Annotated in this window: 21 protein-coding genes; 9 read left to right on the forward strand and 12 right to left on the reverse strand. The window is 71.0% G+C overall.

Annotated features, from left to right (window positions below; translation table 11 throughout):
• Positions 1 to 24: 24 nt before the first annotated feature.
• Together BIX52_RS18760 and BIX52_RS18765 are read right to left on the reverse strand one after the other, a co-directional pair.
• Positions 25 to 1,542, reverse strand: a complete 1,518-nt coding sequence (locus BIX52_RS18760) for an ABC transporter substrate-binding protein (RefSeq protein WP_075222645.1) — start codon at positions 1,540 to 1,542, stop codon at positions 25 to 27.
• Positions 1,539 to 2,354, reverse strand: coding sequence for a FadR/GntR family transcriptional regulator (locus BIX52_RS18765; RefSeq protein WP_083660503.1), 816 nt, complete (start codon positions 2,352 to 2,354; stop codon positions 1,539 to 1,541). Before BIX52_RS18765 ends, BIX52_RS18760 begins: the two co-directional genes overlap by 4 nt.
• Positions 2,355 to 2,660: 306 nt before the next feature.
• Here BIX52_RS18765 and BIX52_RS18770 point away from each other — a divergent pair, with 306 nt between their 5' ends.
• On the forward strand, positions 2,661 to 3,419 hold the full coding sequence (locus BIX52_RS18770; protein ID WP_075222646.1) for an SDR family NAD(P)-dependent oxidoreductase: 759 nt from the start codon (positions 2,661 to 2,663) through the stop codon (positions 3,417 to 3,419).
• Positions 3,420 to 4,009: 590 nt separating this feature from the next.
• Here the strand turns inward: BIX52_RS18770 and nikR are convergent.
• Complete coding sequence (gene nikR / locus BIX52_RS18780; RefSeq protein ID WP_245803232.1) at positions 4,010 to 4,498, reverse strand: nickel-responsive transcriptional regulator NikR; 489 nt, start codon at positions 4,496 to 4,498, stop codon at positions 4,010 to 4,012.
• A gap of 657 nt (positions 4,499 to 5,155) precedes the next feature.
• Here nikR and BIX52_RS18790 point away from each other — a divergent pair.
• The 5 genes from BIX52_RS18790 to BIX52_RS18810 are packed head-to-tail and all read left to right on the forward strand — an operon-like array spanning position 5,156 to position 8,676.
• Positions 5,156 to 5,923 (forward strand): DUF4198 domain-containing protein, encoded by a 768-nt coding sequence (locus BIX52_RS18790; RefSeq protein WP_075222649.1) that lies wholly within the window; start codon positions 5,156 to 5,158, stop codon positions 5,921 to 5,923.
• Positions 5,923 to 6,534: a cobalt transporter CbiM gene (gene cbiM, locus BIX52_RS18795; RefSeq protein ID WP_075222759.1), complete on the forward strand. Its 612-nt coding sequence runs from the start codon at positions 5,923 to 5,925 to the stop codon at positions 6,532 to 6,534. The genes BIX52_RS18790 and cbiM overlap by 1 nt, the downstream gene beginning before the upstream one ends.
• Positions 6,531 to 7,166, forward strand: a complete 636-nt coding sequence (locus BIX52_RS18800; protein ID WP_075222650.1) for a hypothetical protein — start codon at positions 6,531 to 6,533, stop codon at positions 7,164 to 7,166. The genes cbiM and BIX52_RS18800 overlap by 4 nt, the downstream gene beginning before the upstream one ends.
• Complete coding sequence (gene cbiQ, locus BIX52_RS18805; RefSeq protein ID WP_083660505.1) at positions 7,142 to 7,885, forward strand: cobalt ECF transporter T component CbiQ; 744 nt, start codon at positions 7,142 to 7,144, stop codon at positions 7,883 to 7,885. The genes BIX52_RS18800 and cbiQ overlap by 25 nt, the downstream gene beginning before the upstream one ends.
• A complete protein-coding gene (locus tag BIX52_RS18810) occupies positions 7,882 to 8,676 on the forward strand; it encodes an energy-coupling factor ABC transporter ATP-binding protein (protein WP_075222651.1) in 795 nt (264 codons plus the stop codon). The genes cbiQ and BIX52_RS18810 overlap by 4 nt, the downstream gene beginning before the upstream one ends.
• Before the next feature lie 53 nt (positions 8,677 to 8,729).
• Here BIX52_RS18810 and BIX52_RS18815 read toward each other — a convergent pair whose 3' ends face one another.
• Both BIX52_RS18815 and BIX52_RS18820 read right to left on the reverse strand, forming a co-directional pair.
• The gene (locus BIX52_RS18815; RefSeq protein ID WP_108676495.1) at positions 8,730 to 9,809 is read right to left on the reverse strand and encodes a copper chaperone PCu(A)C domain-containing protein; all 1,080 of its coding nucleotides are present in this window, start codon (positions 9,807 to 9,809) and stop codon (positions 8,730 to 8,732) included.
• 57 nt (positions 9,810 to 9,866) lie between these two features.
• Positions 9,867 to 10,250 (reverse strand): DUF2946 family protein, encoded by a 384-nt coding sequence (locus BIX52_RS18820; RefSeq protein WP_075222653.1) that lies wholly within the window; start codon positions 10,248 to 10,250, stop codon positions 9,867 to 9,869.
• Positions 10,251 to 10,581: 331 nt separating this feature from the next.
• Between BIX52_RS18820 and BIX52_RS18825 the strand changes: the two genes are divergently transcribed.
• Complete coding sequence (locus tag BIX52_RS18825) at positions 10,582 to 10,950, forward strand: DUF2934 domain-containing protein (RefSeq protein ID WP_075222654.1); 369 nt, start codon at positions 10,582 to 10,584, stop codon at positions 10,948 to 10,950.
• 54 nt (positions 10,951 to 11,004) lie between these two features.
• Here BIX52_RS18825 and BIX52_RS18830 read toward each other — a convergent pair whose 3' ends face one another.
• From BIX52_RS18830 to BIX52_RS18845, 4 genes are all read right to left on the reverse strand, one after another.
• The gene (locus tag BIX52_RS18830; RefSeq protein WP_075222655.1) at positions 11,005 to 11,490 is read right to left on the reverse strand and encodes an MmcB family DNA repair protein; all 486 of its coding nucleotides are present in this window, start codon (positions 11,488 to 11,490) and stop codon (positions 11,005 to 11,007) included.
• 78 nt (positions 11,491 to 11,568) lie between these two features.
• Positions 11,569 to 12,732 carry a chromate efflux transporter gene (gene chrA / locus BIX52_RS18835; protein ID WP_075222656.1) on the reverse strand — a complete coding sequence of 388 codons (1,164 nt, stop codon included), beginning with the start codon at positions 12,730 to 12,732 and terminating at the stop codon, positions 11,569 to 11,571.
• A 443-nt stretch (positions 12,733 to 13,175) separates the two neighbouring features.
• Entirely contained in the window at positions 13,176 to 13,730 is a 555-nt protein-coding gene (locus tag BIX52_RS18840; protein WP_083551428.1) for an ActR/PrrA/RegA family redox response regulator transcription factor, read from the reverse strand.
• 89 nt (positions 13,731 to 13,819) lie between these two features.
• Positions 13,820 to 15,082: an ActS/PrrB/RegB family redox-sensitive histidine kinase gene (locus BIX52_RS18845; RefSeq protein ID WP_245803233.1), complete on the reverse strand. Its 1,263-nt coding sequence runs from the start codon at positions 15,080 to 15,082 to the stop codon at positions 13,820 to 13,822.
• A gap of 184 nt (positions 15,083 to 15,266) precedes the next feature.
• Here BIX52_RS18845 and phaZ point away from each other — a divergent pair, with 184 nt between their 5' ends.
• On the forward strand, positions 15,267 to 17,972 hold the full coding sequence (gene phaZ, locus BIX52_RS24090; RefSeq protein ID WP_075222659.1) for a polyhydroxyalkanoate depolymerase: 2,706 nt from the start codon (positions 15,267 to 15,269) through the stop codon (positions 17,970 to 17,972).
• A 47-nt stretch (positions 17,973 to 18,019) separates the two neighbouring features.
• Here the strand turns inward: phaZ and BIX52_RS18855 are convergent, their stop codons facing one another.
• Entirely contained in the window at positions 18,020 to 19,621 is a 1,602-nt protein-coding gene (locus tag BIX52_RS18855) for an AMP-binding protein (RefSeq protein ID WP_075222660.1), read from the reverse strand.
• Between the two features lie 245 nt (positions 19,622 to 19,866).
• Here BIX52_RS18855 and BIX52_RS18860 point away from each other — a divergent pair, with 245 nt between their 5' ends.
• Positions 19,867 to 20,298 (forward strand): hypothetical protein, encoded by a 432-nt coding sequence (locus BIX52_RS18860; protein ID WP_139312814.1) that lies wholly within the window; start codon positions 19,867 to 19,869, stop codon positions 20,296 to 20,298.
• Between the two features lie 45 nt (positions 20,299 to 20,343).
• Here the strand turns inward: BIX52_RS18860 and BIX52_RS18865 are convergent, their stop codons facing one another.
• Together BIX52_RS18865 and BIX52_RS18870 are read right to left on the reverse strand one after the other, a co-directional pair.
• On the reverse strand, positions 20,344 to 21,660 hold the full coding sequence (locus tag BIX52_RS18865) for a quaternary amine ABC transporter ATP-binding protein (protein WP_075222662.1): 1,317 nt from the start codon (positions 21,658 to 21,660) through the stop codon (positions 20,344 to 20,346).
• A gap of 66 nt (positions 21,661 to 21,726) precedes the next feature.
• A complete protein-coding gene (locus BIX52_RS18870) occupies positions 21,727 to 22,758 on the reverse strand; it encodes an ABC transporter permease (protein ID WP_342743854.1) in 1,032 nt (343 codons plus the stop codon).
• Positions 22,759 to 23,108: the final 350 nt, after the last annotated feature.

Below are 23,108 nucleotides of genomic sequence, written 5' to 3' on the forward strand. Positions count from 1 at the left end.
TGGCCGCCGCCCGGATCGGTTACGTCAGTCGGCGTCGGTGACGTTTTCCAGGCGGATCATGCCGTCCGGATAGGGCACGAAGCCGGTGACGCCCGCGTCGTGGGCGGTGATGTAGGACTCGTGGACGAGGTAGATGACCGGCAGCTCGTCGATCAGGATGGCCGTCGCCTGGTCGTAGAGCTCCTTGCGCTTGGCGGGGTTGCCGAGGGTGCGCGCGGCGTTGAGGAGATTATCCACCTCCTCGTTGCAATAGCCGGTGTCGTTGATGCCGCCTTCGCAGGTGACGAACTGATGGATGGAGCCGTCGGGATCGGCGCGGCCGGACCAGTTGGTGCGGCTGACCTCGTAGTTGCCGGCGGACTGCTCGGCGAGCTGGGTGGCGAACTCCAGCGCCTGGAGGCGGACGTCGAACCCGGCTTCGGCGACCATCGCCTGAACCACCTGCATCATCTGCGACATGATGGGTGTGTTGGGGTGCTGAAGCTGCACCTCCAGGCGGTCGATGCCGGCTTCGGCGAGCAGCGCCTTGGCGCCCTCGACGTCGCGCTCCTCGACGGGGAAGTTCTTGTTGTACCAGGGGCTGTTGGGCGGGAAGGCCTGGTTGCCGGGGCTCGCCGTGCCTTCGTAGATGATCTGGCTCAGCGCGGCACGGTCGATCGCCTTCGAGAAGGCCTGGCGCACGCGCTTGTCCTGGCCGATCGGCGTCTCCGAGCGCGGCCCGTTCGCGACGTTCATGTAGAGCGCGCCGTAGCCGAGGCCGGTAACGACGTGCTCTGTGAGGTCGGCGTCCGCGCGGATCGCCGGAATGTCGGTCGGGGCGAGGCGCGAGGCGAGGTCCAACTCGCCCGACTGCAGGTTGGCGAGGCGCACGGTGGAGTCGGGGATCGGCAGGTAGACGACGCGGTCGATCTTGATGGCGTCGGCGTTCCAGTAGTCGGCGAACTTCTCGACGACGATGCGGTCCTGCTGGATGCGTTCCACGAAGGTGAAGGGGCCGGAGCAGACGAGGTTGTTGCCGAGATCGGCGCCCGCTTCTTCCGCGGCGGCGGGGGAGACCATCATGCCCGCGCGGTCGGCGAACTGGGCGAGCAGCGAGGCATCGGGCGATTTCAGCGCGATGGTGACCTGATAGGGGCCGGTCGCCGTCACGGTGTCGACGGAGGCGAGCTCGGACTTGCGGCGCGACTCCGGCAGCGTCAGCGAGCGGTTGATGTTGTAGATCACCGCCTCGGCGTTGAAGGGGGTGCCGTCGTGGAAGACGACGTCATCGCGCAGGTTGAGGACGAGCGACGTGGCGTCGTCGGAATATTCCCAATCGGTGGCGAGCTGCGGGATGATCTCGACGTCGGGGGAGAGGTCGACCAGCTTGTCGCAGACGGCGGTGTAGACGATGCGCCCCGCGAAGGTGCGCGACTGGTCGGGGTCCAGCACGTCGGGGTCGTCTTGAAGGCCGATCCTCAATTCGTTGGCCATGGCCGGAAGGCCCGTTGCGACCAGAAGCAGCGCGGTGAGCGCCACGCGGGACGAAGGGAAGCGCTTCATCGTTGGTTGTCTCCATGTGGGTCGGGATCGCGGTTGATCGACGGTGCCATAGGCGCGAGCGGGGGGTTTTGGCCCATGGCGTGGGACGTCTGGCGCAGCAGGAGATCCTGCAGCATGAGGAGATGGCGGCGCATCGCAGCGCCCGCGGCCGCGGCGTCCTTGCGGGCGATGCAGTCGATGATTTCGTCGTGATGGCGGCAGGACTGCATCTGCGCGTCGGTGTTGGCGCGGGCGCGCTCGCGGATGTCCTGCCAGCACCCGTCCTGGCGGATGCGGTTGACGGTGTCGAACAGGGTGAGGAAGAGCGAGTTGCCGGCGGCCATGGCGATGAGCCGGTGGAGCATGCCGTCCCACAATTCGCGCGCGTCGGCATCGCGAGAGGTGCGGATGCGTTCGCTGAGGAGGCGCATGCGCTCGATGTCCGCGGGGCGGGCGCGCTGGGCGGCGAGGTGGGCGAGCGGTGGTTCGATCCTGAGGCGGACCTCCATGATCTCGGCGAAATCGGTCCGCTCGATGATGGCGGCGTGGGGGTCGGCCGGACCTTCGGGCGTGGTGAGGAAGGTTCCGGCGCCCTGCTTGCGCCAGACGACGCCTTCGGCCTCCAGCGCCTCCAGCGCGCGGCGCACGGCGCGGCGCCCGACGCCGAACATGGCGGAGAATTGGCGCTCCGTCGGCAGGCGGCTGCCTTCTTTCAACGCCTCGCGGGTGATGTACTGGCGAATACGGTCGAGCGTAAAGGCGGAGTTGCCGCCTGGGAGGGCGGGCTGATCGTCGGGCAAGGAGAGCGTGCAAGCTGCATCGCTTTCGGACATAGGACAACCCAGCAAGACTGCGAATTACTTAGCATTGCCTGATTGGTTCGCAAATGGTCCGCTGGACGGGCCGTAAAGATTTCCGTCTGATTGTCGAATATTTGGCGCGCAAATCCAATCCTTGGGCAAGAGATGTCGTGGTTTCGGGCAGATTTCCCCGGTGTCTGCCCGAGAGGGGCCTTGGCCGAGTTGCTGGCGGCAGCGGGATCGCCCATGCTCCCGGCGACACTTTCGACCAATGACGCGGATGGATGACGTGAACGGACGACACTCTCAGGAGACGATCGCGGGCAAGCGAGGCCGGCCATGACGCGGGCGCTGATCGTCGGCGGCGGCACGGGGCTGGGCCTCGGCAGCGCGGTGGCCCTCGCGGCGGCCGGGGGCCGGGTATTCCTCACCGGGCGGCGCGCCGGCCCGCTGGACGAGGCCGCGGCGACCTTGGGCTCCGCCTGCGCCGGCACGATGACGGGCGACGCCACCAACGAGGAGGACGTCGCCAAGGTGGTGGACGCGGCGGCGGCGGCCTTGGGCGGGATCGACACGCTGGTGGTGTCGTCCGGCATCACGGCGGTCGGCTCGGTGGTGGACGCCAAGCTGGCCGATGTGCGCCGCGTGCTGGACACGAACATCCTGCCGTCGTTCCTGTTCACGCGCGCGGTGGTGCCGCACATGACGGACGGCGGGGCGGTCATTCTGGTGGCGTCGATCGCCGGGACGGTGCCGCATGCGGAGCGGGTCGCCTATGGCTCGTCCAAGGCGGCGGTGATCGGCATGGCCAAGCAGATGGCGCTGGACCTTGCGCCGCGGCGCATCCGGGTCAACGCGGTGAGTCCGAGCCTGGTGCTGACGGACATGTCACGCGGGGCGATCGCAGCGAGCGCCGATCCTGAGCGCACGCTCACCGAGCGCGAAGGGCGTCATCCGATCGGGCGGCTGGGCACGGCCGAGGACGTGGGTGCGATGGTGGCCTATCTGGCCGGTCCGAACGGCGGCTGGATCACCGGCCAGGATCTCCAGCTCGACGGCGGCCTGTCCCTGCGCGCCGCCGCCTCCCCGCCGGGCTGACGGGCGCTCCCGCGCCGCTGGCGCCGCGCGAGCACAGACGCCGGCCGCGCCGACGCCCGGCCGCGCCGACGCCCGGCCCCGTCGGACGCCTCGGCGCCGGTCCTTAGCATAGTGTTGCGGGGCTGGCCCCTTAGCTTGCGCTCGACGCTCGGCCTGACCGGCCCGGTCCGCGGCTTGGCCGGCGCGGCAGGCGGCGTGGCCGGCACGGCGGATGGCTTGGCCGGCACGGCGGGCGGCTTGCCCGGTGCGGCGGGCGGCTTGCCCGGCGCGGTGGGCGGCTCGGCCGGGACGGCGGCGGCTTGCCCGGCGCGGTGGGCGGCTCGGCCGGGACGGCGGCGGCTTGGCCGGCACGGCGGGCGGATCGTCCGACTCGGCTGGCGGCTTGTCCAGCTCAGCTCGCGGCTTGTCCGGCGCGGCAGGCAGCTCGTCCGGCGCGGCGGGCAGCTCGTCCGGCGCGGCGGCGGCTTGACCGGCCCCATCGGTGGCATTCAGCGTGTCTGCGAGAAGCTTGGCCGGGTCTGCGTACGGCGGGGCAGGGTTGGGGAGGTTTAACGGTTGCGGTGTCGCCAGGTCCCCGGCCGGGCGGATCGTCAGAAGCCGGAGCGGACCTTCATGTGGGTGTGCGGGCGGCTCTCGTCGGCGTGCACGTGCGGGGCGTCTCCCTCGGCCACAGGCACCAGGGCGAGCGCGCCATGGGTGGTTCCCCGCTCCACGAAGAGCGCCTCGGCATAGCCCGACACATCGCCGACCGGCCCGCGCAGAACGGCCACCTCCAGCGAGGTGGAGTGGTCGATCGGCACGGACAGGGCCGCCACGGTCTGGTCGTGCCTGTCGAGCCGGCTCTGCGGCACACGCGCGGCGAGACCGCGCACCGACAGATCCACCGCGCAACTGACGACGCCGAGGCACGCGGCCTCCGCGGGCGCCACCGCGCTTGCGGCCAGCCCCCTACGGAGCAGGTCGCGCACCGCCTCCGAGCGGTTCTGCCCGCCTTGGGCGCCGCGAAATGCGTCCACCATCGCAGCGAGGTCGGGGTCGAGGGTGATCGTCACGCGCTGCATGGAGGCCTCCGCTTTCATGCCGCCATCCTAACCCGGCCCGGCGCGTGAGGCATCAGCTTGGCACGGCCCATCGGCCTCCCGCTCCGCCGGTTGAGAGGGTGCACGGCCGGCGACTGCACCGGCCTTCGGTGAGCTGGCCGTGGGGGCGGCCGGCCACGGGCGCGGCGGCCACGGACTGTGGTGGGCGGGCGCAGAATAGTCGCGACGGGGACCGACCGCGGGGCGGGCCGGCCACGCCATGACCGTTCGAGGGTGCGGTCGGCGGCAGGCGGTCGGCGGTCGGCGGTCGGCGGTCGGCGGTCGGCGGTCGGCGGTCGGCGGTCGGCGGTCGGCGGTCGGCGGTCGGCGGTCGGCGGTCGGCGGTCGGCGGTCGGCGGTCGGCGGTCGGCGGTCGGCGGTCGGCGGTCGGCGGTCGGCGGTCGGCGGTCGGCGGTCGGCGGTCGGCGGTCGGCGGTCGGCGGTCGGCGGTCGGCGGTCGGCGGTCGGCGGTCGGCGGTCGGCGGTCGGCGGTCGGCGGTCGGCGGTCGGCGGTCGGCGGTCGGCGGTCGGCGGTCGGCGGTCGGCGGTCGGCGGTCGGCGGTCGGCGGTCGGCGGCAGAAAACCCGGCGCGGGGCATTGCGCAACGGGGTCAGTATGATAATTCAAACAAAATATCATACCTTCCTGGACGGCCCGATGATCGCCCCCCGCTGCCTCGCCCTCCTTCTTGCGAGCCCGTTCGCCGCGCTCCCCGCCGCAGCGCATTTCCAGGAGATCATCCCCAGCGCGGACGTCCTCACCGAAGGCGGCGAGGTAACGCTCGACCTCGTCTTCACGCACCCGGTCGAAGGTGGGCCGGTGATGACGATGGAGCGGCCCGCGGCGGTCGGCGTCCTCGCGGGCGGGGTCGACACCGACCTCTCCGGTGCGCTGGAGGAGGCCCCGCGGGACGGCGCCGCCGCCTGGCGCATCACCCACACGCTGGAGGAGCCAGGCGCGGCCGTCTTCCACGTCACCCCGCAGCCTTATTGGGAGCCGGCCGAGGGCAAGTTCATCGTCCACTACGCCAAGGTAATCGTCGATGCCTACGCGTCCGGCGAGGGGTGGGACGAACTCGTGGGCCTGCCGGTCGAGATCATGCCGCTGACCCGGCCGACCGGCGTGTGGGCGGGCAACGTCTTCACCGGAATTGTGACGAAGAACGGCGCGCCGGTGCCCTTCGCCGAGGTGGAGGTGGAATTCGTCAACGACGGCGCCGTCACCCCGCCCAACGACGCCTTCATCACCCAGGTCATCAAGGCCGACGCGAACGGCACATTCACCTACGCCATGCCCTTCCCCGCCTGGTGGGGCTTCGCCGCACTTGTGGAGGCCGACGCGCCGATGACTTCGCCGGAGGGCGACAGCGTCCCGGTGGAAGAGGGCGGCCTCATCTGGGTGAAGGCGACGGCGGCCGGCGGATAATCATGCACATCCCGGACGGTATCCTTTCGGCCCCGGTGCTTGTGGGCGGCGCAGTGGCCGCGGCGGCCGGGGTCGGCCTGGCGCTGAGGCGGATCGACGAGCGCGCCATTCCGCGCGTCGCCATCCTCGCCGCGGTATTCTTCGCCGGATCGTTGATCGCCGTGCCGGTGGGGCCGTCCAGCGTGCATCTCGTCTTCGGCGGGCTGATGGGGGTGATGCTGGGGCTCGGCATCTTCCCGGCGGTGCTGGTGGCACTGGTGCTGCAGGCGGTGCTCTTCGGCTTCGGCGGGCTGACGACGCTGGGCGTGAACACGTTCAACATCGCGCTGCCCGGCGCGCTGCTGGGCGGCCTGCTGGGGCCGATGATCAGGCGCGCCTCCCCGCCCGGCGCCGCCGCCCTCGCGGCCGTCGCCGGGGCGGGATCCGTCGTCGGCAACGGCGTCCTCGTGGCGCTGACGCTGCGGCTCTCCTCGCCCGACTATGCGCCGGTCGCCAGCGTCGTCGTCGCCACCTATCTGCCGCTCGTGCTGGTCGAGGGCGCGATCACCGCCTTCGCCGCCGGGTTTCTGGCGCGGGTGAAGCCGGACGCGCTGAGCCCGCAACTGACATGATCCGCGCGCTCGTTCTCCTCGCGGGCCTCCTCGCCGGGACCGCCGCCGCCGAGGCGCATGCGCTGCGCGTCTTCGCCAGGGTCGAGGGGGCGACGGTGTCGGGATACGGCTTCTTCATCGGCGGCGGGCGCCCGCATGGCGCGGCGTGGACGGCGACGATGGAGGGCACGCCCCTGGCGAGCGGCGAGACCGATGCGGACGGCCGCTTCGCCTTCGCCGCACCGGCCGAGGTCACGGGTGCCGTGGCGGTGACGATCGACACCCGCGAGGGGCACCGCGCCACCTCCACCCTGGCGCCGCAGCGCTTCGCCGCCGCCGCACCCGCCGCGGCACGGGGCGACGGGGCGGGTGCGGCGTCCTCACCGGCGGCAGCGCCGACAACGGACGCAGCGTCGGACGAAGCGCCCATGGAGCCATCGCCAGCACCCGCCGGCCTCTCACCGGAGGCCGGCCCGTCGCCGGAGGCTCTCGCGGGCATGGTGGAGCGGGCCGTGGCGCATGCCGTCGCCCCGCTGGAAGAGCGCATCGTGGCGCTCGACGCGCGGCTGAAGTTCACCGACATCCTGTCCGGCCTCTTTCTCATCCTCGGCCTCGCCGGAATGGGGCTGTGGGCGCTCGGCCGCCGCCGATGACGCCGTCGATGATGCTGCCGCAGGATCCGCGCCTGCGCCTCCTCACCGCCTTCGGCGCGGTGCTGCTCGTGTCGCAGATCGGCGGGCTCGTGACGGCGCTGTCGGCGCTCGCCGCCGCCGCCGCTTTGACGCTCGCCCAGCCGCAGCGGCCGGGCTGGCGCCGCCTCGTCCATCTGGAAGGCTTCCTCATCCTCCTCTTCGTGTCGCTGCCCTTCACCGTGCCGGGCGCGCCGGTCGCCTCGCTGGGCCCCCTCACCGTGTCCGCCGAGGGGCTGCTGCTGGCGGCCACGCTCGGCGCCAAGGTGTCGGCCTCGGTGCTCGTCCTCACGCTGCTTCTGGGCGGGCTGGAACCGGCCCGGCTCGGCGCCGCCCTCGCCGCGCTGCGCGTGCCCGAAACGCTGGTGCGCCTGTTCGTCGCCACTGCGCGCTACCGCGTCCTCATCGGCGACGAGGCGCGGCGCCTGGGCGAGGCGATGCACGCCCGCGGCTTCACCCCGCGCACCGATCGGCACACCCTGCGCACCTACGGCTGGCTGATCGGCATGCTGCTGGTGCGCGCGCTGGAACGGGCCGAGCGCGTGGAAGAGGCGATGCGCTGCCGCGGCTATACCGGCCGCATCCCGCGCCTCGCCGCGCCGCGCCCGGCCGCGCGCGAGATCGCCGCCGCCGGGCTCATCGTCGCCTCCGCGGCGGCGCTGCTGATGGTCGACCGGCTGTGAGCGCGCTCCTGCGGCTCGACGAGGTGACGGTCGCGCGTGACGGGCGCACCGTGCTGGAAGGGGCGAGCCTCGTCCTGGACCCGGGTGAGCGGGTCGCCATCGTCGGCCCCAACGGCGCGGGCAAGACGACGCTGATGCGCACCATCGTCGGGCTCACCCCCGCCACGTCCGGGCGGGTGACGCTGTTCGGCACGGTGTGCCGCGAGGAGCGCGACTTCCGGCCGCTTCGCCCGCGCATCGGCGTCCTGTTCCAGGACAGCGACGACCAGCTCTTCTGCCCCAGCGTGGTGGAGGACGTCGCCTTCGGTCCGCTGAACGCAGGCGCCAGTCCGGCCGCTGCCGAAGCCGCCGCGCGCGCAACTCTCGGCCATCTCGGCATCGCCCATCTCGGTGAGCGGCTGACGCACCGCCTGTCCGGCGGCGAGAAGCGCCTCGTTTGCCTCGCCGGACTTCTGGCGATGACGCCCGACGTCCTGCTTCTCGACGAGCCGACCAACGGTGTCGACACCGCCAACGGCGCCCGGCTGCGGGCGGCGCTGGCCGCCTTTCCGGGGGCGATGCTGATCGTTTCGCACGACGCGGCGTTCGTGGCGGGCCTTGCGACACGCGCCCTGGCGCTGGAGCACGGCCGGTTGCGGCCGGCGACGATCCACACCCACGCCCACCCGCATGCGCACGTGCATCCGGGCGATGCGAGCCACGCCCACCAGGCGGCAGGCGCGGCGGACGGACAAACCGCCTCCGAAGCCGCAAGGAACGCGGGCGGGTCGCCGACCGATCGCCGCGCCTGAGGTTGCCGCACCGTCAGGAGAGGGCGGCGCCCTCCCCTGACGCATGGCGCCGTCTACTGCGCGGCGCCGTGGCCGTGGCCACCGCCATGTGAGCCCGCCCCTCCGGCGCCGTGCCCATGCGCGTGGGCGGGCGCCGCACCGGCGCCGATCGGCGCCACCGCCAGCGGCACCGTCAGCGTGCCGGCGTGCTCGAACGTCAACGTCACGTCCAAGGTGTCACCGGCCGCGGGTGAACGGGCGAGATCCATGAACATGATGTGATAGCCGCCCGGCGCCAGGGTGACCGAGCCGCCGGCGGGGATTTCCAGCCCGCCTTCGATCGGCTGCATCATCATCATCCCGTTGGTGACGGCCATCTGATGCACCTCGGCCCGGCCGGCGAAGTCGGCGCTGACGGCGACGAGCCTGTCGGGCTCGGAACCGGTGTTCGTCAGCGTCATGTAGCCGCCGCCGACCGACGCGCCGGGGGGCGGCTGGCGCATCCAAGCCGTGTCGACCGCCATGGTCGAGGCGGCCGCTTGCGGGGCCGGTTCGTGCGACGTGCCGTGGTGCGCAGCGTCGGCCGCCTGCGCCACCTGCGACGCATCGACGACGGTCAGCACCGGTGCAGGGTGGGCAAGGTCATGCGGATCCTGCCCGGGCGCGGCGACATCGGACCACGAGATGGCGCCGTCCGCACAGGTCTGCACCACCTTGAACGGCAGCACGGTGCCCGGTTCCACCCCGGTCACGTGTCCCTGAAAGGCGAACTCGTCGGACGAAGCGTCCGGCAGATTGCCGCCGCTCCAGCGGATTTCGGTCACGCCGGAGGCGACGCTCTCGCCGCGCGACGCATCAGGCGCGGCGTCGTCCGCAGTCGAGACGTCCAGCGTCCAGCCTGGCTTGGGCATCGGCTTCACGGCGGCGAAGCCCTCCGGCACCGTCACGGCGACGGCGGTGGTGGGCTGGCCGTCGCAGCCATGGGGCACGCGCAGGACGGCCTTGAAGGTGGCACCGGCGGGCGCCTGCGCGACCACGAAAGAGACGTGCGCGCTGGCGCCCGTTGCGCCGACGAGCGCCGTGCCGGCGACGAATAGAGGAAGGGTGAGCGCGAGCGCCGTCGCGCCGCGCAACGCGCGGGTCATATGAGGCATCGATCTGTCCTGAATGTCGGTTGAGGGCCGCCCGGTAAAGGCGGATGCGGTTCCGTTTCAGGACAGCGGCGGGGCTCTGATGCGCGGGCGCCCGGCCCAGTCATGGCCGGCGATGCGGACGGTGAGCCCCGGCAGACGCGCGGCCAGAGGCTGCTCGTCCGGAGGGGCGACATCGGGCAGCTCCGGCGCGATGGCCACCGCATAACAGAGGCAGCAGGAGGCCGCGTCGATCGCGGTGCGGGCCTTGTCGTCCGGCGCGGGAGCGGGTGCGGCGCCCCAGCAGATGACGCCTTGATCGGCCTCGGCCATCGCCATGGAGGGGACGAAGAGGTTGAACAGCGCGAGGACGATCCCCAGCGCCGCCAGCGGCCCCCTCAACGCGCGCAGGACGGCGAGCCCGCCTCGCCCTTCGGGGCGGCGGACCGTGACCTCACGCGGCAAGGGTGGCTGCGTTCCGATGATGACCCTCGATCGGCTGACAAGGCCCGCGCCTGCACCGCCCGCCTCGGCGACGCGCGCTGCTGGATGTGTTCGTCTTATTGCGGCTGGGAGGCGCCCTGTCCACCCGCCTGCCGCCTGCGTGATGCCGGTGCAACGGCGCAGGGTGTGGCCGCGTCGCATCACGCATTTCGTGTGGATGGGCGATCGCCGTGGGGTCCCCCCAAGGTAAACTTTTGTTTTCCTTTTCAGCGTCAACGTGTTCCATCGGCCCACGGATCCGGGCACGGCGTGACGGGCCTGCAGTGGGCGCGCTATTCAGGGATGATCGACGATGATCGAGAGCATTGACCATGCGCGCATCAGCGAGCGCGCCTACGCGATTTGGGAACAATCCGGCTGCCCCGGCGGGGATGCACTGGAGCATTGGTACCGGGCCGAGAGCGAGCTTCGGACCGAGTATCTGATCACGCTGGCCGCCGCCCCGGCCGCCGAAGCGGCGCCCGCCCGCACGCGCGCGGCCCCGAAAGCGGCCCCGAAAGCGGCCAAGTCTGCCGCCGCGAAGCCTGCCGCCGCCGCGAAGCAAAAGGCGGCGCCCGCCAAGGCGGCCAAGGCACCGAAAGCGGCCGCCGCCGACACCGCGCCGAAGCGCAAACGCCGGCCCCGGCCCGCCGCCGATCAAGCGCCCGCCACGCTCAACTGAGGCCGGGCCGCAGAAACGCAAAGGGCCGCCGTCGCGGCCCTTTTTCATGTCCGCTCACAGGGCGGCGGATACCTGAGGCTGGGGGTCCTCCAGCTCGTGCAGGCGGCGCGCGGCGGTCTGCGCCACCCTGAGGTGAATGGCCCGGCGCGCGGGGGCGGAAAGGCGCTGCGTCACCGCCTCGCGGATGAAGGCGGCGTCGTAACCGTCGGTGAAGATGAGCCCTTCCTCGGCCGGGAAGATGTCGCCCACCTCCGGCACCGAGGCGAAATAAAAGCGGTCGCAGGCGCGCTTGTAGGCGGGCCACTTCAGGTCGGCACGAAAGTCCGCCAGCGAGGATTTGATTTCGACGATGACGATGTCGCCGCCGGTCCCGACGGCGAGGAGATCCGCCCGGCGCCCGTCGGCCAGCACCAGCTCCGGCACGACCGCATAGCCGAGGTCGCGCAGCAGGCGGGCGGCGCCGCGGCGGATCTTGATGGCGTTCGCGGATTGGCGGCCGTCGACCATCGGGGCGACGTCGAACACGGAGAGGAGCGGCATAGCACTGACCTTTATGCTGCCGGTCCATCAAGACTCAGCGGCGGGGCGGGTGCAAGCCTCCTGCAGCATAGGGCCGGCTCAGAGCAGCGCGGCCCCGGCGAGACCTGCCGCCACCACCACGGCCCATGGCGGCGCGCCGAAGTGCCGCAGCGCCACGAAGGCGGCAACGGCGACCGCGAGGGCCGCGTTCGAGGTGATGCCGCCGGTGATGACGGGGTCCCAAAAGGCGGCGCCGAGGAGACCGACGACGGCGGCGTTGACCCCTGCGAGAGCGCGGCGGGCCCACGCGCGGCGCCGCAGCGCGTCCCAGAAGGGCATGACGCCGACGACGAGAAGCACCGACGGCAGGAAGATCCCCGCGAGCGCCACGGCCGCGCCTGCGATCCCGCCGAAGGGGGTCGCCACCGCACCGAGGAAGGCGGCGAAGGTGAAGAGCGGCCCCGGTACGGCCTGCGCGGCGCCATAGCCGGCCAGGAAGGCGTCCGGTGCGACGAGGCCGGCGAGCTCGCCCTCCAGCAGCGGCAACACCACGTGACCGCCGCCGAACACGAGCGCCCCGGCGCGATAGGTGCGGTCGAACAGGTCCGCCGCCGGACCCCATTGTGCGGCCAGCGGCAGCAGGACGAGCCCCGCCGCGAAGAGGACGAGGGCGACGGCGCCGAGCGTGCGGTTGTGCACGGCCGCAGCGGGCGCGGCGCTTCGATCAGACGCCTGCGCGCCGGGCGCGGGCGGGGCGCCGAGGAGGAAGCCGCACAGTCCCCCCGCCAGGATGACGCCGATCTGCACCAGAGCCGGGACCGGGGCGAGCAGCATGGCGACGGCGGCCGCGGCAGCGATGGCGGCGCGCCCGCGCGTTGCGGCGAGGCTGGCGGCCATGCCCATGAGCGCGTTGGCGACGACCGCTGCGGCGGCGGCTTTCAGCCCCAGCAACCAGCCCGCGTGCGGGCCGATGTCGACCGATGCGACGACGAGGCCGAACAGCGCCAGCGCGACGGCCGAGGGCAAGGTGAATGCGGTCCATGCCGCGGCGAGGCCGAGGAACCCGGCCCGCTGCAGGCCGATCGCCATCCCAACCTGGCTGGAGGCGGGGCCGGGGAGGAACTGGCACAGTGCGACGAGGTCGGCGTAGGCGGCGTCGCTCATCCAAGAGCGCCGCTCGACGAAGGCGGTGCGGAAGAAGCCGAGATGGGCGACCGGCCCGCCGAAGGAGGTGAGCCCGAGCGGCAGAAAGGCGGCGAACACTTCTGCGGCGCTGCCCCGCGGGGCGGGCGCATCCGGTGCCCCGCTCTCCCCTGTGCCGGGCGCTGCAGGTGAGGCGCTGCCCTGCGGGCCGGGCGATGTTGCGGCGGCTCGCCGGCCGGGCGATGTGGCGGCGACGTCCGGCGTTGAAGGGGTGCGGGGGTCGGTCTGTGTCACGGCGGCCTGGTCCTCGCCCGGTCGATCGGTGCCGCACGCCGCCTCGGCGGACACATCGGCCCGCCCCGCATCGCGGCTCTTCATGACAGCAGGATGACGGCCGCGTGGCGGGGCACCAAACGAAAACGGCGCGAGAGCGGGCTCTGCGCCGTCTTGAACTCAGCGGCCGCGCGTCGCGCCTCCGCGGCGCGGGAGCGCGTCACCCGGCCTGGGTGTGGTGCGTCCCAGCGCCGAGGCCGCGCACTCAGCACGCGGCGCGCTTCCCGCGCTCAGCGCGGGGCGCGTTTGGCGAGGATGCGCTGCAGCGTGCGGCGGTGCATGTTGAGGCGGCGCGCGGTCTCCGACACGTTGCGGTCGCACATCTCGTAAACGCGCTGGATGTGTTCCCAGCGCACCCGGTCGGCCGACATCGGATTTTCGGGAAGCTCCGGCCGCTCGGCGCCTTCGCGGGTCAGCGCGCTGAACACTTCGTCCGCATCGGCAGGCTTGGCGAGATAATCCACCGCGCCGAGCTTCACCGCCGTGACCGCGGTGGCGATATTGCCGTAGCCGGTGAGGATCACCGCACGAGCGTCGGGCTTGCGGCGGCGGATCCGTTCGACGACTTCCAGACCGTTGCCGTCGCCCAGCCGCATGTCGACCACGGCGAAATCGGGCGGGTTGCGCTCGCTCATCGCGCTGGCGTCCTGCGCGCTCTCGGCAACCTCGGTCACGAAACCGCGCTTCTCCATCGCACGGGCCAAGCGCTGGCCGAACGCGGCATCGTCGTCGACGATCAGAAGCCGGCTTCCATCTACGGTGCGCGCGGGGGCAACTTGCGGCATGGCATCCATGCAAAGGTCCCTTCGATTTTTTCGGTCTTGTGTGACTATTTAGGTCCGACTGCCGCGCCCTGCCCCTTCATGACGAGAATTTAATTCCGCTCGGGAAGCATCGATCGCAGGATCCGTCGCGGCCATGCGACAGTCACCGTCGCACCGGCGCGCTTCTCGAAGGTGACGGTCGCGCCGGTCCGCTCCAGCAGCGTTTTGGCGATGAAGATGCCGAGACCCAGCCCGCCGCCGCGCTGGTCGGACGATTTGTCCGAGGCACGACGGGAAATATACGGATCGCCGAGCCGGTCGAGCACGTCGTCGGTGAAGCCCGGGCCGTCGTCGGCGATGACGATGGTGAGGTCCTCCTCCGTCCATTCCGCCGAAACGCGCACCAGAGTGGATGCGAAATCGACTGCGTTCTCAACGAGGTTGCCGAGGCCATAGAGGATGGCTGGATTGCGCGGGACGATCGGCTGCTCGCCGGTGTCGCCCGCCAACAGGATGTCGATCTCGATGCCGACGCCGCGGTGCGGGCCGGCCACCTCCTCCAGCAGCGTATGAACGTTGAGGCGCACCAGGGGGCTGTCGCCGTCTTCACCCAGGCTCTTCAACTGTCCCAGGATCTCCCGGCACCGCTCGGCCTGCGAGCGCAGCAGGGTGACGTCGTCGTAGAGCGCGCTTCCGGGGTCGAGCTCGCGCTCCATCTCGCGCGCGACCATGAGGATCGTGCCGAGCGGCGTGCCGAGTTCATGCGCAGCGGCGGCGGCGAGCCCGTCCAGCGCGTGGAGGTTCTGCTCGCGGCTGAGAACGATCTCGGTGGCGCCGAGCGCATCCGCGAGAAGGCGATTTTCCTCCGACACGCGGAAGGCATAGCTTCCCATGAAGATGAGGCTGCACACCAGAGAGAGCCATATTCCGCCGATGAACAGGAAAGGCGGGCTATAATGCTCGCCCGAATACCAGGGCAGCGGCGCGTGGGCGATGACGAGGACGGTCGCCGCCAGCAGCACCAGCACGCCGAGCGTCAACGTGCGCCCCGCCGACAAGGTGGTGGCCGACACCATGACGGGCGCGATCAACAACAGCGCGAAAGGGTTGGTGAGCCCGCCGGTCAAGCCGAGCTGTAGTGTCAGTTGAGCGATGTCGAAGGCCATGACCGCGGTGGTCCAGCCCTCCGGCATGCGTCGGTTGTCCGCGAACTTGATCCGCAGGAAGACGTTGGTCCACGCGGCGAGGGCGACGAGACCGAGGCAGGCGGCCAACGGCATGTCGAATTCGAGGACGACGCCGACGAAGAGGATGGCGGTCAACTGGCCCAATATGGCGAGCCACCTCAGAAGCAGCAGCGTGCGCACCCGCACAACGCGATCCCGGAGGGTGAAACTGCGTGTTTCGTCCGTCACTCTTCCACACACATCCTGATCATCGAGTCGGTGTTTCTAGGCAAACTTGCCAAAACGCGCTGCCGGGGTGATATGTTGCGGTGCAGCATGAGCATGAGCGCGGCGGCCGGGAGCGGCCCCCACAACCACGGTCCGAGGTTCTATGTACTATCATCTTTATGAGCTGAACCACGCATTCTTGAGCCCGGCACGCGCTCTCAATGATGCCGTCAGACTGTATTATAAGAACCCGCTCAATCCCTTAACCTATACTCAGTTCGGCCGTCAGGTCGCCGCGGCGACCGATGTGTTCGAGCGCGTGACCCGCCGCTACGGCAAGCCGAGCTTCGGCCTGACCGAGACGACGGTGAACGGCGTGACCGTCCCGGTGACCGAAGAGGTCGTATGGGAGCGGCCCTTCTGCAAGCTCCTGCGCTTCAACCGCGCATTCCCCGCCGGGGCCGCACCGCAGCCCAACCTCGTCATCGTCGCGCCGATGTCCGGCCACTATGCCACGCTGCTGCGCGGGACGGTGGAGACCATGCTGCCGCACTTCAACGTGCATATCACCGACTGGGTGGACGCGCGCATGGTGCCGCTCTCCAAAGGGAGCTTCGATTTCGGCGATTATGTCGAATATGTCGCCGACATCACGCGCCATTTCGGCGGCGATTGCCATATCGTCGCGGTGTGCCAGCCGACGGTGCCGGTGTTCGTCGCGATGGCGGTGCTGGAGCAGAACGGCGACGTGACGCCGAAGTCGGTCACCATGATGGGCGGCCCGCTCGACACGCGCGAGAATCCGACCGAGGTGAACGACTACGCCGCCAAGCACGATCTCGACTGGTTCCGCCGCAACGTCGTCATGTCCGTGCCGCTGCCGCATCCGGGGTTCATGCGGCCGGTCTACCCCGGCTTCCTGCAGCTCACCGGGTTCATGACGATGAACCTGGACCGGCACATGGCCGCCCACTACGACTACTTCGACCATCTGGTGGAAGGTGACGGCGACAGCGCCGAGAAACACCGCGACTTCTACGACGAATATCTGTCCGTGATGGATCTCACCGCCGAGTTCTATCTGGAGACGGTGGACTACGTCTTCTTGCGCCAGCTCCTGCCGAAGGGGGAGATGATGCACAAGGGCGAGGCGGTCGACCCGGCGGCCATCACGAAGACGCCGATCTTCACCGTGGAGGGCGAGAAGGACGACATCTCCGGCATCGGCCAGACGAAGGCCGCACACCGGATGACGCCGAACCTCGCCGCCGAGATGCACCAGCACTACGAGCAGCCCTCCGTGGGGCACTACGGGGTGTTCAACGGGTCGCGCTTCCGCAAGGAGATCGCGCCGCGCATCGTCGAATTCGCGTACCGGTACGACGGCGGCAGCACGTCGGCGGACACGCCGATCAGCAGCGCCCAGGTGGATGCGATGGTGGCCGAAGCGGCGGTCGACACGCCTCCCGCGTCGCACGGTATGCGCGGCTGGCTCCCGCTGACCCACGTCGGCGCGGAGGCGATCGCGCAGACCTTCGGAGCCGCGTCGGACCGGATGGAGTTGCAGCCCGACCTCACGCACATTCCGGCGACGGTGGAGAGCGCGGCGCGGATGCTGCACCGTCCTTTCACGGTGACGGCGGGTGCGGCGGCCGAGACCGCGGAGGCGATGGCGGCCGCCGTGTCGGCGTCGATCTCCAGCCTGTCCGCGGTGCTGGGATCGGCGGTGGATGCGGGCGGCCAGGCGGCCGGCATCACCAGTGGAATGTCCGACAGTCTGGCCGGCGCGCTGACGAAGACGGCGGAGAGATTGGCCGATTCCACCTACGAGCTCGGCCGCTTGGCGCGGATGGACCTGACCATCCCGACCAAGATCGCGGTCGAGGCCGCGGCGGTCGCCGAATCCGAGGTAGAGCCCGCGCCGGACGCGATCGCCGAGGCGCCAGTGGGCGACGCTCCCGAGGTTGAAGCGGCCGAGGTTGAAGCGGCCGAGGCGCCGGTGGAGGCGGGGGCCGCGTTGGCCGACACCGCGCTCACCGCCGGCGATGACATCGGCGCGGCGGCCACGGAGACGGCCGGCACCGTGATCGATGAGACCGCCGCGGTGGCGGGCGCCGCAACGGACGCGGCGGCCGATGCCTCGGTCGCGGCGGCCGAGGCGGTCACGCAGAGCGCCGAGGCCATCACCGATGCGGCGATCTCCGTGACCGAAGACACCGCGAAGGCCGCAGCGGTCGTCACCGAGGCCGAAGCCGACGTGGCCGAGGACGTCACGAGCGACGTGTCCGACACTGTGGAAGAGGCCGCGGAGGCCCTGCCGGAATCGGCCGATGCAGCGATCGAGGTCGCCTCGAGCGCGCCGGCCCAAGCCGAGTTCATGCTGGACCGGGCGGCGGCCGAAAGCCGCGGGGCCGATGTGGCGCCCTCCGAATTGGTCGCCGAGGCAGCGGAGACCGCCGCCGACGAGGCGGATGCCGTGGCCGAGGAGACGGAAACCTTCGTCGAGGCGGCGGAGCCCGTCGCCGCGACGGAACCCGTGATGGAAACCGCGGAGCCCGTCGCCGAGGAAACATTGGCGTCGGTGATCGACGATCCGGATGCGGTCAGCACGCCGGTGGAACACGCTGCCGAGGAGGCGGCCCCGTTCGCCGCGGCGCCGACCGAGATGGATGGGGCAGAACCGGACGCTCTCCCTGCGGAGACGGCGGCGGATGCGCCGACCGCACCGGCGGCGGACGTGCAGACCGTGGAGGAGACGGCGGTGGAGGAGACGGCAGCCGCGAAGACGCCCGCCCCCCGCAAGCCGCGCGCCCGGCGCAAGCCCGGCACGCCGCGCCTCTCCCGCTCTCCGCGCAAGCCGAAAGCCTGACGGGGCGGAGGGCCGGGACGCCTTAAGCCCGGCCCGCCGCCGCGGTCTCAGGCGGCGGTGTCTTCCAGCGCCACTTCGCGGAACGCGCGGCGGATGACCTTGCCCGAGGTCGTCAGCGGGATCTCCGACACGAAGACGATCTCGCGCGGGTAGAAGTGCGCCGACAGCCGCCCGCGCACGAAGGTCTTCAACGCCTTGCGCTGCTCGTCGCCCGCAGGCGCGCCGGGCCGCTGCTTCACGAACGCCACGACCACCTCGCCGCGCAGCGCATCGGGACGGCCGACCACCGCCGCCAGCTCCACGTCGGGGTGACCGGCGAGACAATCCTCGATCTCGCCGGGGCCGATGCGGTAGCCGGCCGAGTTGATGAGATCGTCGTCGCGCCCGACGAAGCGGACGCCGCCCGGCCCCGCGATGCCCTGGTCGCCGGTCAGCATCCAGCGCCCGCGGAACTTCGCCGCCGTCGCCGCGGGATCGTTCCAGTAGCCGAGGAACATCACCGGGTCCGGCGCGGCCACCGCGATTGTCCCTTGCGTGCCGTCCGGCAGCGGCCTGCCGGCGTCGTCGACGATCGCGACCTCGTGCCCCGGAACGGCGCGGCCGATGATGCCGGGCGCGGCCACACCCCAGCCGGAGCAGCTCGCCAGAACGAGGTTCACCTCGGTCTGCCCGTAGGCCTCGTTGATGGTGACGCCGAGATGGCGGCGCGCCCACTCGAAGGTTTCGGCGCCGAGAGGCTCGCCCGCGGAGCCGGCCGAGCGCAGCGCCAGGCGGGGCCGCGTGTCGCGCATCATGCGCAGCGCGGTCGGCGGAATGAAGGCGTTGCGCACGCCCGCCGCGGCCGCCCAGTCGAGCGCCTCGTCGGGGTCGAAGCGGGCGGCGCGCTGGGCGACGACGGGCACGCCCATGGCCAGCGACGGCAGGAGCACGTTGAGGAGCCCGCCCGCCCACGCCCAGTCGGCCGGCGTCCAAAAGCGGTCGCCCGGCGCGGGCAGACGGTCCTGATACATCTGCACGCCCGGCATGTGGCCATAGAGCACACGGTGGCCGTGGACGGCGCCCTTCGGCGGCCCGGTGGTGCCCGAGGTGAAGATGATGAGCGCCGGATCGTCTGGCCCCGTGTCCGCCACATCGCGCCGGTCGCTGGCGGCGGCGGTGAGGGCGGTCAGGTCGACGCCGGGCCCGCCGTCCACGGTGACGAGCGTCGCCTCGCAGTCCGGCGCGGTGGCCGCCCCTTCGGCGGTGGTGACGAGAAGGCGCGCCCCGGAGGCGGTGAGGCGGTAGGCCATCGCCTCGGTGCCGAAGAGCATCGCCATCGGCACGGCGATGGCGCCGAGCTTGTAGGCGGCGAGATGCACCGCCACCGTTTCCAGCCGCTGGCCGAGCTTGATGGCGATGCGGTCGCCGCGCCCGACGCCGAGCGCGGCGAAGGCGTTGGCGGTGCGGTTCACCAGCTTCTGCAGCGCGCCGTAACTGACCTCGTAGGGCGCGCCATTCGCATCGGCGAACACCAGCGCGGTGCGGTCCGGCGCGGTGTCGGCCCAGGCGTCGCACGCGGCGGTGGCGATGTTGTAGCGGGCCGGCTGCGGCCAGACGAATCCGGCTCTGGCGGCGGCATAGGTGTCGAACCGGGAAAGATCGGCCGTCACGGCACTCTCCTCAATGGCCGCGCGGCAGGCATCGGCGGCGGCCGGCCCGCGGGGTCGTCGCGGGCCATGATACGCAGTTACACAAATCTCTTAGCTGCCTGGATAACATGCTCGAATTGTGAGGCAACGTAGGATTTCGCAGGATCTCATCAGATCGTGTGACGGGGCTTGGTCGCCAGCGCGGAGAAATGCCCGTAGGCTGGGTGCGATCGGCTGGAGATGCGCCGAGTTCTGCGAGAGGCGCAATGTTCCGCTTAGCTATAATTGCAGCGATATTGATTTGGCCCTGGACCATCGCGACGGCGTCGGCCCAGGATGACTGCCAAACCGAAACCTATGACCACAACGGTTCCGCGATGGACGTCACCGTGTGCCGCGCCGATGTCACGATCCGCTATCGCGTGCCGCGGCGGGGGCTGGCCCGGCATGGCGTCGTGCCGGGGACGGTCCTGTTCGCCGGGCGCTTCGTGCCGCAGGATGTCACGGGCGACACGGCAGCGGACGAGGTCTCGCCGCTGGCGGGCACGGCCTACGTGTTCAAGGCCGGGTGCGCGCCCGCGGGCTATGCCGTCAGCGGCGCCATGCACGCACGGATCGAGCTGCACGGCGACGCTCCGGTTCGCGGCGCCGATTGCCGCGTGACCGGCTATCGAAGCGACGAGCTGATCTTCGACTGAACGCCGCCGGGTCGACAGGGCACACCGGCGGCGGGTGGCGCAGCCTCAGCCGTCGAGCTTGGCCGTTTCGCGGTGGGCGGCCGCGGGGCTTTCGGCCGTTGCCGCAGTCTTGCCGGCCGTGGACGCCGGAGCGGCGCCGCCTGCCCGGCCGGCGCTGCCGCCCGGCTCCGCGGCGGCGGCCGACGCCACCTTGGGCGGCGTGAGCGCGGACGACATCTCGCGCCCGGAGACGACGCCCATCAAGAGGCCTTCCTTGTCCACCACCGGGAGCGGGTAGTCGGTTTCGAGGGCGGCGGGCAGCGCGGCTTCCAGCGCATCGGCGGCGGACACGGTCGGCCCGTCCTCGGCGACCTCGTAGAGGTTGCGCCCGTCGTTGGCGGACACGGCGGCGGCAAGGCTCTCCTGCGTGGCGACGCCGAGGTAGCGGCCGTCCTCCACCACATAGCCCCAGTCGGCGTTGGTGCGGCGCATCTCGCCCAGCGCCTTGTCGATGTCCGCCCCGGTGAGGCGTGTCTTGGGCGGACGCATCACCGTCTCGACCGTCAGCACACGCGCGCGGTTCACGTCGCGCACGAACTCGGTGACGTAGTCGTCGGCCGGGTTCAGCAGGATTTCGGGCGGGGTGCCGACCTGCGACAGGCGCCCGTCCTTCAGGATGGCGATCTGGTCGCCGATCCTGAGCGCCTCGTCCAGATCGTGGGTGATGAAGACGATCGTCTTGCCGAGCTCGGACTGGAGCTCGATGAGCTGGTCCTGCATCTGGCTGCGGATCAGCGGGTCGAGTGCCGAGAAGGCTTCGTCCATGAGCAGGATCTCGGCGTCCGTCGCCAGGGCGCGGGCGAGGCCGACGCGCTGCTGCATACCGCCGGAAAGCTGCGTCGGATATTGCCCGTCATAGCCCGACAGGCCGACGCGCTCGATCCACTCCATCGCCTTCGCCTCGCGCTCGGCCCGGCCGACGCCGCGCACTTTGAGCCCGTAGGCGACGTTCTGCAGCACGGTGCGGTGGGGCATCAGGCCAAAGCGCTGGAACACCATCGACATCTTGGTGCGCCGGAACCGTTCGAGCTGGCGGATCGACATTTTGATGACGTCGTCGCCGTCGACGAGGATCTGCCCGTCGGTCGGGTCGATCAGCCGGTTGAAGTGGCGGATGAGGGTCGACTTGCCGGAGCCCGACAGCCCCATGATAACGAAGATCTGCCCCTTGCCGATGGACAAGGACACGTCCGCGAGGCCGAGCGTGTGGCCGGTCTCGGCCAGCAGCTCCTCTTTCGACAGACCGTCGCGATAGCGCTGCAGGGCGGCCTTCGGGTTGGGGCCGAAGATCTTGGTGACGTTCTTGACTTCGATGAGGGACATAGACTCAGCGGCTCCTGGCGGGGCGGACGGGCGGCGCGAAACAGCGGGGGGCGGCGGCGCGCGGGATCAATGCGCCACCTGCCTGTGCTTCTGCGCGCGGGCGCCCGCGGCCTGGCTGATCCGGTCGAAGACGATGGCGAGCATGACGATGGCGATGCCGCCGATGAGGCCCTGCCCCGCATCGTTGCGCTGCAGGCCGATGAGGACGGTCTGGCCGACGCCGCGCGCGCCGATCATGGAGCCGATGACGACCATGGCCAGCGCCATCATGACCGTCTGGTTGATGCCTTGCATGATGGACGGGAGCGCCAGCGGGATCTGCACGCCGGTCAGCATCTGCCGCCGCGTCGCCCCGAAGGCGCGGGAGGCTTCCACCACTTCGGCGTCGACATAGCGGATGCCGAGGTCGGTGAGGCGGATGAGCGGCGGGGTGGCGTAGATGACGGTGGCGAGGACGGCCGACACGTTGCCGAGGCCGAACAGCATCAGGGCCGGGATGAGGTAGACGAAGCTGGGGATCGTCTGCATCAGGTCCAGCACCGGGTTGATGATCTTGCGGGCGGTGTTGGAGCGGGCGTTGAGGACGCCGACGGGAATGCCGAGGATGATGGAGATGCCGACCGAGACGAGCATGATCGACACAGTCTGCATCGCCTGTTCCCAGAGGCCGAGCGTGCCGATGAAGTAGAGCGCGACGACCATGCCGGCGGCCATGGCGAGGCGGCGCGAGGCGAGGTAGGCGAGCGCGCCGACCGCGAAGAGGACCAGCGGGACCGGCGCGTCGCGCAGGGTGCGTTCCAGCGTCACCAGGGTGCGCAGGACCGGCTCGGAAATGGCGTCGAAGAAGTCGCCATAGTTGACGACGAGGAAGCGGACGAAGTCGTTGGTGGCGCCGCGGATGGTGCGGCCGAGGTCACCGTCGAAGAACAGCGTGTCGAGCGGGACGAAGGCGAGGGCCTGGGTGAGCACGAGGACGCCGAGGGCCGAGGCGACGGCGCTGGCGCGGTTGGAGGTGCTGCGGTCGACCATGATGCCGACGGCGAGGGCGACGGCGAAAATGGTGAGTTGGGTCGGCCAGCCAAGCCAGAGATCAGACATGCGCTCTCGTCGCGTTGTGGTCGGTCAGGGTGAAGGGCGGGCGGGTCGATGGGCGATCCGCCCCGCGGTCGTCGGGTTGAGCCGGTGATCGATGTGCGCCGTTAGATAGGGCGCGAGGGCCGAACCGCACACTCCGACAATGGGTGCGCGTGCCGGTGGGCGTGCGGGCCGATGGTGGGCGCCCTCGTGAACCGGGCGTTCGCGGCAGGCCCGCCCGTCGTGGCGAGGCCGGTGCGAGAGGGCGGGCCGGGCCGCCCTCTCTCGGCATATGCGCGGGGCGCTTCGGCACGCCGTCGTGCGGAAGCGTGGCCTCTGCGTCCGTCCGGCGCGGCGCGGGGCCGCACAAACGC

It is taken from the genome of Acuticoccus yangtzensis, assembly GCF_001927245.1.
Classification (GTDB): Bacteria; Pseudomonadota; Alphaproteobacteria; order Rhizobiales; family Amorphaceae; genus Acuticoccus; species Acuticoccus yangtzensis.